The organism is Phenylobacterium sp. (assembly GCF_004799515.1).
GTDB lineage: Bacteria > Pseudomonadota > Alphaproteobacteria > Caulobacterales > Caulobacteraceae > Phenylobacterium.
In genome coordinates, this window is the sequence record NZ_SSMX01000041.1 from 36,437 (window position 1) to 53,994 (window position 17,558).

12 protein-coding genes are annotated in these 17,558 nt (G+C 70.3%); 5 read left to right on the forward strand and 7 right to left on the reverse strand.

Going from position 1 to position 17,558, the window contains the following annotated elements; all coding sequences use genetic code 11:
• Nucleotides 1–38: 38 nt before the first annotated feature.
• Both E8A49_RS17265 and E8A49_RS17270 read right to left on the reverse strand, forming a co-directional pair.
• A complete protein-coding gene (locus tag E8A49_RS17265; protein ID WP_293384243.1) occupies nucleotides 39–1,238 on the reverse strand; it encodes an arabinose transporter in 1,200 nt (399 codons plus the stop codon).
• Nucleotides 1,239–1,305: 67 nt separating this feature from the next.
• Complete coding sequence (locus E8A49_RS17270; RefSeq protein WP_293384246.1) at nucleotides 1,306–2,658, reverse strand: amidohydrolase family protein; 1,353 nt, start codon at nucleotides 2,656–2,658, stop codon at nucleotides 1,306–1,308.
• Nucleotides 2,659–2,782: 124 nt separating this feature from the next.
• Here E8A49_RS17270 and E8A49_RS17275 point away from each other — a divergent pair, with 124 nt between their 5' ends.
• The gene (locus E8A49_RS17275; protein ID WP_293384249.1) at nucleotides 2,783–3,688 is read left to right on the forward strand and encodes a LysR family transcriptional regulator; all 906 of its coding nucleotides are present in this window, start codon (nucleotides 2,783–2,785) and stop codon (nucleotides 3,686–3,688) included.
• 32 nt (nucleotides 3,689–3,720) lie between these two features.
• Here E8A49_RS17275 and E8A49_RS17280 read toward each other — a convergent pair whose 3' ends face one another.
• Nucleotides 3,721–5,649 (reverse strand): ATP-binding protein, encoded by a 1,929-nt coding sequence (locus tag E8A49_RS17280; protein ID WP_293384252.1) that lies wholly within the window; start codon nucleotides 5,647–5,649, stop codon nucleotides 3,721–3,723.
• Nucleotides 5,650–5,770: 121 nt separating this feature from the next.
• Complete coding sequence (locus E8A49_RS17285) at nucleotides 5,771–6,859, reverse strand: alpha/beta hydrolase (protein WP_293384255.1); 1,089 nt, start codon at nucleotides 6,857–6,859, stop codon at nucleotides 5,771–5,773.
• A gap of 100 nt (nucleotides 6,860–6,959) precedes the next feature.
• Here E8A49_RS17285 and E8A49_RS17290 point away from each other — a divergent pair, with 100 nt between their 5' ends.
• Nucleotides 6,960–7,955, forward strand: a complete 996-nt coding sequence (locus E8A49_RS17290) for an LLM class flavin-dependent oxidoreductase (protein ID WP_293384348.1) — start codon at nucleotides 6,960–6,962, stop codon at nucleotides 7,953–7,955.
• Between the two features lie 145 nt (nucleotides 7,956–8,100).
• The gene (locus tag E8A49_RS17295; protein ID WP_293384258.1) at nucleotides 8,101–9,132 is read left to right on the forward strand and encodes an aldo/keto reductase; all 1,032 of its coding nucleotides are present in this window, start codon (nucleotides 8,101–8,103) and stop codon (nucleotides 9,130–9,132) included.
• A 71-nt stretch (nucleotides 9,133–9,203) separates the two neighbouring features.
• On the opposite strand, the gene E8A49_RS17300 is transcribed toward E8A49_RS17295, so the two are convergent.
• A complete protein-coding gene (locus tag E8A49_RS17300; RefSeq protein WP_293384261.1) occupies nucleotides 9,204–10,484 on the reverse strand; it encodes an MBL fold metallo-hydrolase in 1,281 nt (426 codons plus the stop codon).
• Between the two features lie 395 nt (nucleotides 10,485–10,879).
• Between E8A49_RS17300 and E8A49_RS17305 the strand changes: the two genes are divergently transcribed.
• Nucleotides 10,880–11,452 (forward strand): hypothetical protein, encoded by a 573-nt coding sequence (locus E8A49_RS17305; protein WP_293384264.1) that lies wholly within the window; start codon nucleotides 10,880–10,882, stop codon nucleotides 11,450–11,452.
• An 80-nt stretch (nucleotides 11,453–11,532) separates the two neighbouring features.
• Complete coding sequence (locus tag E8A49_RS17310) at nucleotides 11,533–14,427, forward strand: bifunctional [glutamine synthetase] adenylyltransferase/[glutamine synthetase]-adenylyl-L-tyrosine phosphorylase (RefSeq protein ID WP_293384268.1); 2,895 nt, start codon at nucleotides 11,533–11,535, stop codon at nucleotides 14,425–14,427.
• Nucleotides 14,428–14,436: 9 nt separating this feature from the next.
• Here E8A49_RS17310 and E8A49_RS17315 read toward each other — a convergent pair whose 3' ends face one another.
• Both E8A49_RS17315 and E8A49_RS17320 read right to left on the reverse strand, forming a co-directional pair.
• Nucleotides 14,437–15,531: a hypothetical protein gene (locus E8A49_RS17315; RefSeq protein ID WP_293384271.1), complete on the reverse strand. Its 1,095-nt coding sequence runs from the start codon at nucleotides 15,529–15,531 to the stop codon at nucleotides 14,437–14,439.
• Between the two features lie 93 nt (nucleotides 15,532–15,624).
• Nucleotides 15,625–17,490, reverse strand: a complete 1,866-nt coding sequence (locus E8A49_RS17320) for an ATP-binding protein (RefSeq protein WP_293384274.1) — start codon at nucleotides 17,488–17,490, stop codon at nucleotides 15,625–15,627.
• Nucleotides 17,491–17,558: the final 68 nt, after the last annotated feature.

Below are 17,558 nucleotides of genomic sequence, written 5' to 3' on the forward strand. Positions count from 1 at the left end.
GACCGGCGGACGATGGCCCGCCGGTCCAGGGTTGCGGATCAGGATTGCGGGCTGCGGGCGGTCACGACCAACGCGCCGCCCAGCAGGGCGCATGCGGCGCCGAACAGGTAGACCGCGGCGTAACCGAACTGCCCGGCGATGACGCCCGCCGCGGGACCGGACACGCCGTAGGCGATGTCGAGGAAGGCGACGAAGGCGCCCATGGCGCTGCCGCGGTTGGCGGGCAGCACACGCTTCAGGGCTTCCACACCGAGCGCGGGGAAGACCAGCGCGCAGCCCAGGCCCGTGACCAGGGCGCCGGCCAGCGCGACGGTCTCGACCGGGGCGCCCCACAGCATGACTTGGCCGACCGCCTCGATGACCAGCGACCAGAGCGCGACGCGATAGCCGCTCATCTTGTCCGGCAGATGCCCGAACACCATCCGGACCAGGATGAAGCCGGCGCCGAAGGCCGTCATGACCAGCCCGGCATGACCCCAGCTGCGCGCCGCGAAGTAGAGCGAGGCGAAGGCGGTGAGGCCCGAGAGACCGACACCCTGCAGCATCAGGCCCAGGCCCTCGCGCCAGATCTGGCCGATCACCCGGTAGAACGGCAGGCGCTGACCGGCCGGCGCGGTGTGGGCGGCCGCCTTAAGCGCGATGGCCGCCGCCACGAGCGGCGCGACGATGCAGGCGATCATGGCGGCCTGCAGCCCGTAGGCCTGATAGAGCCCCATGCCGATCGGCGCGCCGATGGCCAGCGCCGCGAACATCGCGATGCCGGTCCAGGACATGGACATGCCGGCGCGCTGCGGTCCGACGGAGGCGATCGACCAGGCGACGCAGCCGGTGACGAACTGGCTCTCGCCGACGCCGGCGGCCAGGCGCCCGGCGACCACGATGCCGAGGCTGAGCTGAGGCGACAACCCCGGCATGGCGGCGATGACATAGAGCAGCCCGCCCAGCGCGCACACGGCCGCGCCTTGCAGGGCCGAACGCTTGCCGCCGTGACGATCGGTCAGCCGTCCCGCATAGCCGCGGGTCAGCACCGTCGCCAGGAACTGGATCCCGATCACCAGGCCGACGACCAGATTGCCGAAGCCCAGCTTGTCGTGGATGAACAGCGGGATGACCGGCAGCGGCAGGCCGACGCAGAGATAGCCGCAGAACAGCGCCGCGATGATGCCAGGGGCGGGATGCGAGGGATGGGCAGGCGGAGCGTCGGCTCGGCGCGCACCGTTTACAGCCAATGCAGACATGACAGCCTCCATGCAGTTCGGTTGAGGGATTGCGGCGCCGCCTGTCGTTCCGGGCGGCGCCCCTTGATCAGGCCGCGCGCCCTGTGGGCGTGGACGTCTCGAACAGGTCCGGCCGATAGCCGCTCGCCTCGAGCAGATAGTCGCGCGAGGCGCTGACATCGGCCGCGAGCTTTGTCAGGTCGACGCCGATCAGCTTGCCGGCGCGCTTGCGGATCTCGCCTGCGACCATCACCAGCTCGACGTCCGAGGGGCCGACCGCCTGCACGATCGTGCCGATGGCGTTGGTGACCGGGAACACGGCCACGCCGTTGGTGCGCACCATGATGATGTCGGCCTGCTTGCCGGGCGTCAGGGCGCCGACCGAGCCTTCCAGGCCGGCTGCGCGGGCGCCGTTGACCGTCGCGGCTTCGAGCACCGCTTCGACCGAGATCGGCGCCGGCGCGTTCGCCTCGCCGCGGAACCGGCGATAGCGCATCGCCGAGCGCTGCTGTCCGAACAGGGCGTGCATCTCGCCGAACAGGTCGCTGCCGAAGGCGGTGTCGAGGTCGATGCCGAGCGCCGGCGTCAGGCCATGATCGATCGCCTGCTGGTAGGCGAAGCTCTCGTCGTCGAAGCCGAACAGCGCGTCGGAGCGCGGATTGACGGTGACGTTGACGCCCCCGTCCGCAAACAGCTTCCACGTCGCCTGCGGCACGCGCGTGCAGTGGTTGAAGATGTTGTGCGGGCCCAGCACGCCCGGCCCGGCGAATTCCGGGCCAAGCTTGGCCAGGTCGCCGATGAACTCGGTCAGGATGCGCATATCCAGGCCGCGCGCGGCCTTCCACCAGTCGAGGTTCAGCTGGCCGAACAGGCCGACCTGGACCAGGCCGCCGGCGCTGTTCCAGTTGTCGGCGAGGCGCTTGAGATCGCCGGGCAGGTGGTCGGTCGACGCGCCCTTGTCCATGGCGGCGCCGACCATATGCAGCGCGCGAATGCCCGCATGGTCCAGCGCGTCCAGGGCGGCGTCGGTGTGCTCCGGGCTGCGCGAGGAATGGCAGGCGTCGATGATGGTGGTGATGCCGGCGTCAAGCGACGCGGCCGCCGTCAGCTTGGTGCTCAAGTACATGTCGAGCGGGCGGTAGTGCGCGCCCAGTGTGTCGGCGACGACGTCGATGTAGGCGAAGAGGTCGTCGACATCGGGCATCATGCGCCGCATGACGCCCAACCACATGTGATGGTGCGCGTCGATCAGGCCCGGCATGACGATCGTGTCGCGGGCGTCGATCACCTCAGCGCCGTCGGCCTGGATATCGGCGCCGACGGCGACGATGCGCTCACCTTCAATCAGGACGTCGCCGGTCCCGAGGTTCGGGATATCGCGGTCCATCGTCACAACGGCGCCACCCTTGAAGAGGGTGCGGTGCGCAGGCTGCGTGCTCATCTTGGGGTCCTTCCGGATGCGGTTTCGAGCCGGTTCGGCTGCGAGCCCGGTTATCGCCCCACGCCGTCATTGAATTAAGTGATGTTGTGTCAGATACTCGATGACTGAAAATCACGAGTAGGCCATGGCGTTCGACGGCAGGATCTTGGCGGGCGTGGGCGTTCTGACGGCGGTCGTCGAAGGCGGCAGCTTCGTCAAAGGCGCCGAGCTGCTCGGCCTCACCGCGTCAGGCGTGAGCCGGGCGATCAGCCGGTTGGAAGTGCGGTTGGGGGCGCGGCTTCTCGACCGGACCACGCGCTCGGTCACCCTGACTGACGAAGGGCGGCGGTTCTATGAGGCGGCCAAGCCGCATCTTGCCGCGATCGAGGATGCGGCGGTGCTGGCGTCCGGCGCGGCGTCGGCGGTGCGCGGCCGGCTGAAGGTCGACATCGACCCCTTCTTCCTGCCGCTCGTGCTGGCCGGGCGGCTCGGCGAGTTCTGCGACCGCTATCCGGAGCTGTCGATCGAGTTCGTCTCGACGGAGCATCTGGGCGATCTCGTGTCCGAGGGAATCGACCTGGCGATCCGCTTCGGGCAGCCGCGCTTCTCGACGCTGGTCTCCCGCAAGCTGATCGAGGCGCCGATCCTCACCGTGGCGTCGCCGAAATACATCGCACGGCATGGCCGGCCCAAGCACCCTTCGGATCTCGCGGGACACCGCTGCCTGCAATTCCTCGATCCGCACTCGGGGCGGCCGTTCGAGTGGGAATTCATCAACGCCGAGCAGACCGTTCCCGTCGAAACGAAGGGGCCGCTGACCTTCACCGATCCGAAGTCGATGCTGACGGAGTGCCTCGCTGGAAGCGGTGTCGCGCAGATCATCGGATGGGGCGTTGGCGACTTGCTGAGGGGCGGCGATCTGATCGACCTGTTCCCCGAGTGGCACGGCGAACGCTTCCCGCTTTTGGCGTTTCACCCCTCGCGCAAACATCCGCCGGCGAAGGTCGGCGTTTTCACGGATTTCTGCCTCGAGATCGCGAGCACGCTGTGACGCCCGTGTTCCCTTTCGCCCGGAAGCGGCCGTCAGGAAGCCCGCATCTGTTCCAGACCGCTCGCCCGAACTAAGGGGCGCGCGGTCTTCGGATCTGGAACCCGCTCCGCCTCGGCCGCGAGCAGCAATTGCATGGTGTGCAGCAAGACTTCGAGATTGATCGGCTTGGCGACCAGGGCGTCCATTCCGGCCTCCAGGTATTCCGTCCTGTGGTGGTCCATCGCATTGGCTGTCAGAGCGATGATCGGCGTTCGAGCCAAGCCGCGTTCGCGTTCCATCGCTCGGATGCAGCCAGTGGCCTGAACGCCGTCCATGATTGGCATCTGGATATCCATGAGCAGCAGGTCCCAGGGGCCCGCCTTCCACTCCGCGACCGCGTCTTCGCCATTGGACACGATGACCACCGGGATGCCGCTGGCCTCGAGCAGGGTCCTGAGAACGACCTGGTTCATGGGATTGTCCTCCGCAGCGAGCACGCGCAGCCCATGGGCGACAGGGAGGGCGTCGGCCGCTTCGGGTTCGAACCCCGCGATCGCCCGCGGCGCGGCGAGCGCCGGTATTTTCACCGTGAACCTGGCGCCTGCGCCTTCGGTGCTGACGAGGTCGATGGTCCCTCCCATCAGGGCCACGAGGTCGCGGCAGATCGTCAGGCCAAGGCCTGAGCCGCCGTATCTGCGCGTGGTGGAGGCGTCGGCCTGGACGAAGGGTTCGAAGATCTGTTCCAGGCGTTCCGCGGCAATGCCGCGGCCTGTGTCCTCCACGGTCAGGAAGAGCGCCCCGCCGTCGTAGGAAATGACGACCGAAATGGCCCCTTGGTCGGTGAACTTGATGGCGTTCGAAACCAGGTTGTGCAGCACCTGCCGGACACGGGCGGGGTCGCCGATCCAGCCGCCGGACGCCTCGGGCGCGAGCGTGACCGAGAAGCTGACGTCCTTGTCCTGCAGGAGCGCGCGAAAGGCGTCGAGGCCCTCGACCAGGACCTCGGTATCGATGACGCCCGTCTCCAATTCGATTTTCCCGGCGTCGATCTTGGAGAGGTCGAGCAGGTCGTTGAGCAGGGCCAGCAGCGAGCCGCCGGCTGTGCTGATCATCCGCAGGCGGTCCCGCTGGGTCTCGGAGAGTTCATCCTTGTGCATCAGCTGGGTCATGCCCAGGACGCCGTTTAGCGGCGTGCGGATCTCGTGGCTCATCGTCGCGAGAAACTCGCCTTTCGCACGGTTTGCCGCCTCCGCGCGTCCCAGCGCTTCCGTCAGCCGCGCCTCGGCGATCTCCGAGCGCGCCAGCGCCCGCTGCATCTCGGCCATGGCTTCCAGCCGAGACGCGTTGGCGCGGTTCCACTCGGCGACGACCTTGCTGGTCCCCGATCCGATCAGCCAAAGGGCGAAGACCAGGATCAAGGTTTCGCAGAGCGCTCCCGCGCCTTCGGCGATCCCCATGGTTTCGATGACGCAAAGCGGAAGCACCACCACCGGCACGGCGACCATGGTGAGGAAGACCCGCTGCGAATTGCGGGCTGTCGACACCGCGAGCGCGGTGAGGCCCACGGCCTGCACGGCCACGAAAGCCAGGCCTGGGGGGCTGTGGTTGAGGATCGTGAACCCGGCGGGCGCCGCATACCAGAAGGCGCTCTTCGCCAGGACGAGCCAGCACAACCCGCTCAAACCGCGGCTGGACTCGACATGGGGCGACGCCGCCGTCAGCCGGCGGTACATCTGTTGAAGGGCCGCGTCAGCTGCGCACAAGCCCAGAGTCCACCCCAGGGCGACCCAGGGACCGGCGACCAGGCAGAACGCGAGGCCGACGGCGAGGTTGAACCCCGCCTGGCGGGGCCAGGAATAGGTCAGCGCCGCAAGCGTGAGCTCATAGGGTGTGGCCCCAGGGTCCACGGCTATTTGTTCGCTCCGCGCGTCGGAAGTCGGCAGGCAAGCTTGCATGGCGGCTCCTTCCTGCCAGAGGTTCACGAGCCCATTTCACTTGGCGGGTGCGCCTTAACGTCGGGGAAAAATAGCGGTCCCTGCGTCGGGATGACGCGGACCGCCCGGGTCCGGTCTTGCCGGCGCCCACGCCATGGATTTCCGGCCGCTACGCCGGCGTCGGCTCGGGCTGACGCGGCGCGGCCGCGGGAGACGGGGCGTGGGCGAGATGGGCGAAGCGCGCCAGGTCCGCGGCGGCGTCGCGGCTGATCTCCGGGCAGGCGATCGAGAAGATCTCCGTGCCGTGGATCGTGCCCATCGCCTGACGGCAGCGCGCCGGAACGCCGGCCCGCAGCAGCAGGCGGTAGAAGTTCACGCCTTCGTCGCGCAAGGGATCGCACTCGTTGACGCTGATGACGGTCGGCGGAAGGCCCTTGACGTCGGCCTCGGTGGCGAAGCTGGGCCAGGCCAGGGGGTCGCGCCATTCCAGGGCCTCGATGCCGTAGGCCATGGCGCCGTGGTTGTTGTGCAGGTCCAGCAGGATGCCGTTGTTCTCGACCGACGACGGACTGTCCGGGTGGGGCCAAAACCCCGCGATGTAGGGGCAGAAGGCATACAGCCCCTGGATCAGCCCGATGTCGCCGTCGCGCAGCAGTTTCAGCCCCGTCGCCAGGGTGAGATTGCCGCCGCCGCTTTCGCCCGCGACGACCAGGCGGTCCGGATCGATGTTGAGCGCGGCGGCATTCGCGGCGGCCCACTTCACCCCCGAGACGCAGTCGTTGAGCCCCGCCGGGAAGGGCGCGACCTCCGGGGCCGAGGACGGGCGAAGGGCGTTGCGGAAGTCCACCATGACGACGGCCACGCCCTGGGCGGCGATGATCCGGCCCCACGCCTGGTACATGCCGTTGAAGGCCGACATCGACTGCATGCCGCCGCCGTGGAGGTAGACCACGCAAGGGAGTCTCTCGGCGCTGTCGGGCCGGATGATCGCCACCTGGATCGTGTTGCCGTCGGGCGCGGAGACGAAGCTGTCGCGGCGGATCGACAGGCCGCTGGAGGGGGCGTTGGCCTCGCTGTCGCATGCGTCGAACAGGCCGCTCATCGCCGCCTCGGCCGCCAGCGCCTCCGGCGTGTTCGCTTCGGCGATCAGCACTTCGCGGTTGGCGATGTCCTTCAGCGGCGGCGAATCCGGCCACCCGCCGAACAGGGCCTTGAGACGAGGGTCGATGCGGGGATCGGCGGCGAGCTTCGAGGTCATGGCGGCAGGCTCCAGGCGCGTCGGCACGTTGCCATGGGTCAGAGGCTTGGGCCAGCGTCACCAGGGAGCGATACGAGGGCGGGGCTCCTATATGGGCGTCATGATCCCGCTGTCCGTCCTCGATCTTTCGCCCATCGTGCAGGGTGGCGACCCCGGCCAATCGCTCCGCGCCAGCCGCGATCTGGCGCGCGCGGCGGAGCGGCTCGGCTTCCAGCGCTATTGGCTGGCCGAGCACCACAACATGACCGGCATCGCCAGCGCCGCGACCGCCGTCGCCCTGGCGTTCGTCGGTGACGGCACCTCGACCATCCGCCTCGGCGCCGGCGGCGTCATGCTGCCCAACCACGCGCCGCTGATCATCGCCGAGCAATTCGGCACGCTGGACGCGCTCTACCCGAAGCGCATCGACCTCGGCGTGGGCCGGGCGCCGGGGACCGACCAGCTCACCGCCCGGGCGCTCCGCCGCAACCTGGCCGGCGGGGTCGACCAGTTCCCCCAGGACGTGCTCGAGCTGATGGCCTTCCTGGACGACCCGCAGCCCAACCAGGCGATCCGCGCCGTGCCCGGCTACGGGTCCAAGGTGCCGGTGTGGATCCTGGGCTCCAGCCTCTATGGCGCGCAGCTCGCCGCGGCGCTGGGCCTGCCATTCGCCTTCGCCTCGCACTTCGCGCCGGCGATGCTGGACCAGGCCGCGCAGATCTACCGACAGCAGTTCAGGCCCTCGCCCCAGGCCGAGCGGCCGCACCTGATGCTGGGGCTTAACCTGGTGGCGGGCGAGACGGACGCCGAGGCGCGGTTCCTGTTCACCTCGCTGCAGCAGGCGTTCGTGAACCTGCACCGCGGACAGCCTGGCCCGCTGCCGCCGCCGATCGACGATCGGAACGGCGAGCTGGCCGGGACCGTCGCCGCCGGATCGCCCCTCTCCAAGGCGGTGGTCGGCGGCCCCGAGACGATCCGCGCCGGCCTCGCGCAATTCGTCGCCCAGCATCGGCCCGACGAGATCATTCTGACCGCGCAGATTTTCGATCAGGCGAAGCGCATCCGCTCCCTGGAGATCGCCAGCGAGGCGCGCGACGCCCTCGCCGGGGCGGCCTGAAGCTCAGGCGGGCGGCGCCGCCGAACTTTGCGGCCTTCGCCTTGCGCTTCCGCGCCGCGCCCCCGAAGTAGCAGTCCGAGAACTCACCCCCCCCAAAGATGGCTGGCGCCGCCGTCGTCAGCCGCCGATCCTCCAGGAGGTCCCGATGGAATACCGTCAACTCGGCCGTTCGGGCCTGCGCGTGCCGGCGCTGAGCTTCGGCGCCGGCACCTTCAGCGGCGGCGGCAATCCGTTCTTCGAGAAATGGGGCGCGACCGGCCTCGACGCCGCCCAACGGATCGTGGACCTCTGCCTCGACGAAGGCGTGACCTTCTTCGACACGGCGGACGTCTACTCCAATGGTTCCTCGGAGGAGATCCTTGGCGCGGCGCTGAAGGGCAAGCGCGACAAGGCGTTGATCTCCAGCAAGGCCACCTTCCGGACGGGGAAGGGCGAGAACGACGTGGGCTCCTCGCGCTATCATCTGGTGCGCGCCTGCGAGGCCAGCCTCAAGCGGCTGCAGACCGACCACATCGACCTCTACTTCATGCACGGTTTCGACGCGGCGACGCCCGTCGACGAGACCCTTCGCGCGCTGGACGATCTGATCACCAGCGGCAAGATCGGCTACATCGGCGCCTCGAACTTCTCGGGCTGGCACCTGATGAAGTCGCTGGCGACCTCCGAGAAGCACGGCCTCGCGCGCTACGTCGCCTACCAGGGCTACTACTCGTTGATCGGCCGCGACTATGAATGGGAGCTGATGCCGCTGGGGCTCGACCAGGGCGTGGGCCTGATGGTCTGGAGCCCGCTGGGCTGGGGCCGGCTGACCGGCAAGATCCGCCGCGGCCAGGACGAGAGCGGGCGCATCGCCGCCGGCGGCGCGGCCGGCGGGCCGCCCGTGGACGACGAGCACCTCTACACAGTCGTCGACGCCCTGCAGGCGGTCGCCGACGAGACCGGCCGCACCGTGCCGCAGGTCGCCCTGAACTGGCTGCTGACCCGGCCGACGGTCGCCAACGTCGTCGTCGGCGCCCGCAACGAGGCGCAGCTCAAGGCCAACCTCGGCGCCGTGGGCTGGACGCTCACCCCCGACCAGGTCGCCCGGCTGGACGCCGCCAGCCGCCGGACCCCCGCCTATCCCTACTGGCACCAGACGGGCTTCGACGAACGCAATCCGAAGCCGACGAATTGGTGACACGCGCGCCACCGGCCGACCACCCAACGCTGGAGATTGCCGTCTTTGCGCGCCGTTCCCGCGGCTGGCGTCTACCGCGATTGATAGGGGCCGAACGATTTCAGGATCTTGGTCCCCGCGTCCTCGTCGCTGAGCATGAAGATCCGATAGCTTCCCCCGCCGGGGGCGACCCGCACGGCCACCGTGCCTCCGGCGGCCGTATAGGTCCGGTCGACAATCGCCCCGATCGCCCCGCGGGTTTCGTCGGCCAGGTGCGTGGCGAAGACGTCACGGGGCCCCGGCCAGATGGCCTGGTTGGCGAGGCGGCGCACCACCTCCCCGCCGGGCTGGTCTGACACCCAGGTCTGCTCAATGAGCACCCTGGGCTTCAGCGTCCGGAGCAGCCGCGCGTTCATCGCATCGCGGTTGCCATGATGGTCGAAGGTCATGACGTCCACCGGCCCGACCGAGGGGGCCATCCGGCTTTCGACGTCCACGCCGTCCAGGTCGTCCAGGCCGGACATGCCGGTGTTGTCGCCGCCGGTGAAATAGTCGAAGGCGCCGTAGGAGATCTTGATCGCCAGGCTTTCGGGGTTCTCGTTGAACGAGCCGTTCGAATAGCGGACGCCCGCCCGGGGAAACAGGCGCTTGACGCCGCCCGGGGTCCAAAGCTCCTCGCTCGACTTGATGTTGCGCACCCTGAAGGTCGGGAAGTCCGCACGCCCGGCCCGCAAGGCGATCTGGTCGGTGCGGCCTGGCGCCAGCCGCTGGAGTTTGACGCCGCGCACGAGCTCGGCCTGCTGGAAGGCCCGGTAGTTGGCGAAGGTCGGGCTCGCCATCTGACGGGCGTCCATGCGCTCGGCGTAGTCGGGGTAGGCCCGGTCGATCAGCGTCCCGATCGGAACCCGCTCGCCCACCTCGGTGATGCCGGTGAGCAGGTAGTCGCCGGAGGCCGACCGCGCGAGGCCAGGCCGCACCGCGCCGTAGTGGTCGTCGTGGAAGTGGGAGATCACCGCGTAGTCGATCCGCGGCGCGGCGCCGCGCGGCATGACCTTGCCGATGAAGGCGGCGATGGCCGCTCCGGGCGTCGTCTGGTCGGAGGGCCGGCGCGGGGCGATGACCAGCGGCCGGCTGCGCGCCACGGCCCCGGCGTGGTCGAAATCGCCGGCGTCGAACAGCATCGTCGTGCCATCGGGGAAGATGAAGAACGCCGCGTTCCCGCCGCCGGTGTTGATATGATAGATGTCCAGCTCGCCGCGCGACCACGGCGGGAGTTCCGCCGGGACGGTCGCGGGCAGGCTTGCAACGGCGCCGGAGGGCTCGGTCGCCGGGGCCGCCCCGCCGTGCGAAGCTCCCACGCAAACGGACAACATCGCGGCGATGGTCCAGGCGCTCAGGACAGGTCGCGAACCGCCGCGGCGCCGGGTGCGAACGGCCCCTGCCGCCTTGGCGGCGCGTCGATCGGGGCGGTCCGGCCGGCCATTCGGATTCTGATTGGCCATGATGCGGACGTCCCCTTGCGTGTGGCGCGCAGATGCTGCTGCTGAAAGCTTGCCGCAAGCTGGAAATCAAGGGGCCGCGGTCGCGGCGGGCACCAGCTTGATCGCGCCAATCGGGCTGCTGCTGCAGGCCTGGACGGCCCGCCCAGCGGGCGGGAATGCTGGGCGGCCGGAAGTTGCGAAGCACAATCCGATACCCCGGGATCGCGGCCCCGCGGCGCATCCATGAAAACTTGACTTTGGGCCTCACGTGTGTTCCTGTTTTGTTCATGCCGCGCAACACGGAGAAACAGGCCCGGGCGGAGGCCATGCTGGGTGAGCTCGCCGAGCTGGGCCTGATGCTGGCCCGCGATCTGGCGGTTCAGGCCCGTGCGGCGGAGGACCCCGAAGAGAAGGTCGCCCTGGTCGCGGCCTTCCAGAAGACCTCGCGCGCCGTGCGTCTGACGCTCGCCCTCGACTTCAAGCTGGGGCGCGAGGCCGCGTGTGAGGCGCGGCAGGATCAGGAGATCGCCGAACGCCGTGAGGCGGCGGCCCAGGCCGAGGCGGAGGCCTGCGCTCCGGAGGACCCCGTCGAACAGCACGGACGACGCGTCCGCGGCGTCCTCAATCGCCTGCTCTGGACGGAATCCGAGGGCGATGAAGAGGAATTCGACGTCCTGCGGCGCGACCTCGATGTGCGGCTCAGCGAAGCCGCCCGCTTGGAGGGCTTCACCGACATCCCCGTCGAGGTGCTGGCCCATCGGCTGAAGGCCGACATGCGGCTCGGCGGCGACCTGGTGGTCACCACCGCCGCCAGGCTGGCCGCCAACACCAGTGCGCCACCGCTGGCGGATACCGGCTGAATGTCTACCTCCCCCGTTTCACGGGGGAGCTAACGCTCCACTTTCTCCCGCAAGACGAGAAGGGGTGTTAGTTCATTCCCATGGCCCTCGCCGAGACCCTGACGCCCTGCGGCCCCGTCGTCGACGCGAAGGCGGCCGAACGGCTGCGCGAGGCCCTGGCCGAGGACCTCTGGACCGAACGCATGACGCGGGCCTGGCCGGCGCTGGCGCCGGTGTTCGCCGCCTCGCCCTATCTGGCCAGCCTGGCGCGGCGCGATCCCGCGCGGCTCGACGCCCTGCTGGCCGACGACCCCGACCCGCGGCTGGAGGACCTGCTGGTCCGCACCGCCGCGGCGGCGGACCTCAGTCACGATGCGGCGATGGTCGCCCTGCGCGAGCTGAAGGCCGAGCTGCACCTGATGACCGCGCTCGCCGACCTGGGCGGCGTCTGGGACCTGGACGCTGCGACCGGGGCGCTGACCCGCTTCGCCGATGCGGCGGTGGTCGCGGCCCTGGCCGTGGCCGCGCGCGGGGAGCTGGAGGCCGGGCGGCTCTCCCGCCTGGGCGAGGGCGGCGACGGGCCGGTCCCGGGGTGGTTCTGCATCGCCATGGGCAAGCAGGGCGCCTTCGAGCTCAACTATTCCAGCGACATCGACGTCTCGGTGTTCTTCGACCCCGACCGCCTGCCGCTGGCCGACGGCGTCGACGCCGAGAGCTTCGCGGTGCGGCTGACGCAACGGCTCTCCGACCTGATGCAGGCGCGTACGGCCGACGGCTATGTCTTCCGCATGGACCTGCGTTTGCGGCCCGACCCGTCCTCGACCCAGGCGGCGGTGCCGATCCCGGCGGCCCTCGACTACTACGAGAACGTCGGCCAGAACTGGGAGCGGGCGGCCTTCATCAAGGCCCGGCCCTGCGCCGGCGACCTGCCGGCGGCCCAGGCCTTCCTCGACGAGCTGCTGCCCTTCATCTGGCGCAAGAACCTCGACTTCGCCGCCATCGCCGACATCCATTCGATCAAGCGCCAGATCCACGCGCACAAGGTCGATGAGCGCATCTCGGCCAAGGGCGTCGACCTGAAGCTGGGCGTGGGCGGCATCCGCGAGATCGAGTTCTACGTCCAGACCCAGCAGTTGATCCTGGGCGGCCGGCATCCGGAGCTGCGCAACAGGCGGACCCTGGACGCGCTGGCCGCCCTCACCGAGGCCGGCCATGTGACGCCGCAGGCCTGTGCGGAGCTGACCGACGCCTACCGCTTCCTGCGCGCCGTCGAGCACCGGGTGCAGATGCTGGCCGACGAGCAGACGCACAAGCTGCCCGAGGCGGACGCCGATCGCCGCCGCGTGGCCGCGCTCGCGGGCTACGACGCCCTGCGCGGCTTCGACGCCGCCATCACCCGCACGCTGAAGGGCGTCAACGCCCGCTACGGCCAGCTCTTCCCCTCGGAGGAGCCGCTGTCCTCGCGCTTTGGCAGCCTGGTGTTCACCGGGGTCGAGGACGACCCGGCGACCCTCGCCACCCTGACGCGCATGGGCTTTTCCAACCCGCACCGGGTGGCGGCCACCATCCGCGCCTGGCACCACGGCCACATCCCCGCGACCGCCACCGAACGCGGCCGGGAGCTGTTCACCCGGCTCGCCCCGCGATTGCTGGATGCGGCCCAGGCCACCGGCGCGCCGGATGCGGCCTTCAACCGGTTCGCCGACTTCTTCTCAGGGCTCTCGAGCGGGGTGCAGCTGCAGTCGCTGTTCCTGGCCCAGCCGAACCTCTTCCAGCTCATCGTCCAGGTGATGGCCTTCGCGCCGCGCCTGGCGGCCACCCTGGCGCGGCGGCCGGCGGCGATCGACGCCATGCTGGATGGCGGCTTCTTCCAGCCCATCGACATCGCCGAGGACGGGGCGGCCATGCGCGCGGCGGTGGCGCGGACGGAGAGCTTCGAGGACGCCATGGACGCCGTGCGTGTCGTCCACCGCGAGCAGGCTTTCCGGGTGGGCGTGCAGGTGATGAGCGGCGCCGCGAGCGCGGCGGTGGCGGGCAAGGCCTTCGCTGACCTGGCCGACCTGTGCATCGAGGCCCTGGCGGACGCGGCGCTCGCCGAGACCGAGCGGCTGGGCGGCGCCTTCGCGGGCGAGGTCGCCGTGGTGGCGCTGGGCAAGTGCGGCAGCCGCGAGATGAGCGCCCGCTCCGACCTCGACCTGATGACCCTTTATCGCAGCGCCGGTGACGGGGAGGGCTCGGCGCTGAAGGGCTGGGACGGGGTCACGTTCTACGGCCGCTTCACCCAGCGGCTGATCGCGGCGCTCTCCAGCCAGACCGGGCAGGGCGGCCTCTACGAGGTGGACATGCAGTTGCGCCCCTCCGGCACCAAGGGGCCGGTGGCGGTGAGCTTTCCGGCCTTCGAGGGCTATTACGCCGCGCCCGGCGACTCCGGGGCCGAGACCTGGGAGCTCCTGGCGCTGACCCGCGCCCGGGTGGTCTGGGCGACCAGCGCCGCCTTCGCGGCCGACGCGCAGGGCGCCATCGAAGCGGCGCTGCGCCGCCCGCGCGACCGGGCCCGGACCGCCCTCGACGTGCGCGAGATGCGTGAGCTGATGGCCCGCGAACGGCCGCCGAAGGGCGACTGGGACCTGAAGCTCGGCCCCGGCGGCCTGGTGGACATCGAGTTCGCCGCCCAGTTCCTGCAGCTGGCCCATGCCGCCGCCGACGGGCCGCTGGAGCCCAACACCGCGGCGGCTCTGGCGGCCCTGCGGGCGGCGAAGCTCGCACCTGAACGGCCGGTGGAGGAGCTGGAAGCCGCCTGGCGGCTGCAACAGGACCTGACCCAGCTCCTGAAAGTGGCGCTGGACGACGATTCCGACCCGAAGGCCGAGCCCGCCGCCTTCCGCGCCCTCCTGGCCCGGGCCGGCGAGGCGCGGGACTTCCGCCAGCTCACGGCGCGGCTGAAGGCGGCCCAGGCCTCGGCGCACAAGGCCTATGAGACGGTCACGGGCGGCTAGGCGCCGAGACTATCGGCCGGCGGCGGCCGCCTCCGCCTTGGACTTGGCCGCCGCGGCCCGTTCCTCGGCGCGCGCCCCGCCCAGCACATCGGCGAGGGCGTAGTTGCCTTCGTGGCAGGCGTATTCGAGCACTTGCCCTTTCAGCGGGTGCATCTCGTACTCGCCGCCCCAGGGCCGGTCCCATATCGTCGGGTCGGAGACGGTGAAGCTGTAGCGGATGCGGTCGCGGGCCACCCGCGTGAACCGCTCGGTGACCGTCAGGTCCTTCCACGACCCGTTGTAGGCCTGGGCCTGCGGGATGTGGTTGGTCTCGACCACCAGGGTGTCGCCGTCCCACCAGCCGATGGAGTCGCCGAACCAGGGGCGCACGTCGTCGGCGCGGTGCCTGGCGTTCAGCCGGATATGGCGCACGTCGTGCACCATCTCGACGTCGATGGCGATCTCGGTCGGACCTTGGACGATGAGGTAGTTGTTGTTGTACCAGCCGTTGGGGAACATCGGCGGGCCGGCGCTGCGGCCGAAGGACAGCACGCACCGCTCGCCGAGCGCCCGGTTCTCCGGGTTGTCGAAGGAGCCGGCCCGGCCGACCTCCGCGGCGCCCTGAGCGGCGAACTGGTCGAATTCGGCCGCCTGCCGTGCGGCCTTCAGCCCGGCCTCGGCGGAGCCGGCGTCCGGCGGCAGGGCCTGCCTGGATTTGCCCCTGGCCGGCGGGACCTGGCCGTCCTCGGTGGTGATCAGCGAGGTGCGCGCTTCGCCGCCGACCCGCATGACGCCCGCGCCGGTGTCGATCCAGGCGCGGTCATAGGCGCCCACGTTGTCCGAAGCGCCCGCGGCGGCGCTGAGATCGACCTTGGCGTTGCTGGCGGCGGTCTTGGCGGCGTCCGCGCCTTCCAGGATGGCGATCTCCTGCGGCGTCAGGACCTTGCGGGTTCCGTAGAGGACGGGGCGGACCTGCGGCGTCAGCGTCGCGTTCGACCAGGCGCCGCCGAGGTCGGGCTGACCGAAGCCGTTGCGGGGCGTCTTATAGCCAGCGTCCGCGGCAAGCCCGGCGGCGGGAAGGCCGCAGACGAGGGCTGCAAAGCCCGAAATCCATGCGCGTTTCACGGTGTGCCACCCTCGCGTCTTTGCGCCATGATCCGCCGTTCGCCGAACGGACGCAATCGGCGCCGCTACGGAAGGCTCCGCGGTCGCTGGCGCCTAGCGCCCGGTCGCCACCGCGGCCAGGGCCACGCTGGCCTGCAGCACGGGGAGCGAGAAGGTGGCGCTGGTGCCCTGGCCGGGGGCGCTGCGCAGGTCGAGCAGGCCACCGTGCATCTCCACCAGCGACTTGGTGAGCGCCAGGCCCAGGCCCGTGCCCTGCTGGGTCTTGGCGTGCTGGCTCTCGATCTGTTCGAAGGGCCGGGCCAGGCGGGCCAGGTCCTCGGGCGGGATGCCGATGCCGGTGTCCTGCACGCTGATCCGCACCCGCTCGCCCAGCGGATCCTCGCGGCGCTCGGCGCGCACGGTGACCATGCCGCCGCGCGGGGTGAACTTGATGGCGTTGGAGAGCAGGTTCAGCAGCACCTGCTTGATCGCCCGGTAGTCGGCCTCGACCTCCGGCAGGTCGGAGAAGTCCAGCCGCAGCGCCAAGCCCGCGGCCTCGGCGCGGTTGCGGACCAGGCGCAGCGCGTCCTCCGCCACGTCCTCCAGCGCCACCGGCTCGAAGCGCAGGTTCATCTTGCCGGCCTCGATCTTCGACATGTCGAGGATGTCGTTGATCAGCGCCAGCAGGTGCTGGCCCGAGTTGAGGATATCGCGGGCGTAGTCCTTGTAGCGCGGGTCGCCGACCGGGCCGTACATCTCGGCGACCATGATCTCGGAGAAGCCGTTGATGGCGTTCAGCGGGGTGCGCAGCTCGTGGCTCATGTTGGCCAGGAACTCGCTCTTGGCCTGGTTGGCGCCCTCGGCGCGGACCTTCTCGTTCTCATACTTGCGGGCCAGTTCCGAGAGCTGCTCCTGGCTGCGCTCCAGGTTGCCCACGGCGCGGCGCAGCTCCTCCTCGTTGACCCGGCGCGCCTCTTCCTGGGCTTTGAGCGCGGTGATGTCGGCGGCGGTGACGACGAGGCCGCCCTCGGCGGTGGGGCGTTCGGAGATCTGCACCCAGCGGCCGTCCACCAGTTCGGCCTCACGGACGCCCTTGCGCCCGCCCAGCGCCGGGAACTCCTGGCGCACGGCCAGCCGCGCCTGGGCGTCGACCTCCTCGCGCGCGACGCCAGGCTTCAGCACCTGCGGCTCCAGGCGGAAGAAGCTGCGGTAGTTCTTGTTGCACATCAGAAGCCGGCCCTGGCGGTCCCAGAGTACGAAGGCCTCCGACACGCTCTCGATGGCGTCGCGCAGGCGGGTCTCGGCGGCCTGGGCGCGGGCCTGGGCCAGGCGCTCCTCGGTGACGTCCAGCGCCACGCCGATGATCCGGGCGTAGCCGCCTTCGGGGCTCTTGCCGAAGCCCTGGCCGCGGGCGTCGATCCACACCGGCCGCCCGCCCGACAGGCTGGGCACGCGGAACGAGACGTCGAAGCCGCCGTAGACCGCGGCGGTGGACAGCGCCTCGCGCAGGCCGTCGCGGTGGCCCTCGGAGACCCGCTCCAGCACCTGCTGGCCGTCCACCACCCCGCCGCGCCAGCCAAACAGGGCGGCGGTGACGTCGGACATGAAGATGCGGTCCTCGGTGAGGTCCCATTCCCAGATGCCGCAGCGGGCGGCTTCCACGGCCAGGCGGAAGCGTTGCTCGCTGTCGCTGTAGGCGGCGTGGGCGCGCTCCACCCGGCGGGATTCCATCAGCAACAGGACGCCCAGCGCCAGCGCGACGGCCAGGGGTATGGCCAGGGAGGCGATCTGCTCGGCCACGCTCAGCGGCCCGTGCATCAGGCGCGCGAAGGCGACGCCGGTGTAGACGGCGAGCAACAGGAGGGCGGCCAGGATCGCCACCCGCGCGAACCGCTGGGTCGGTGGCCCGGCCGCCGCCTGGGCGGCGGAACGGGCCGCGGCGTCCGCCGGGGCTGCGCTTTCGTTGTCGCGCGCCGTCAAGGCTCGCCAACTCCCAAGTCTGGCTGGGCAAATCACCCCGATCGGGCCGGAGTCTACGCGCGAAGGGT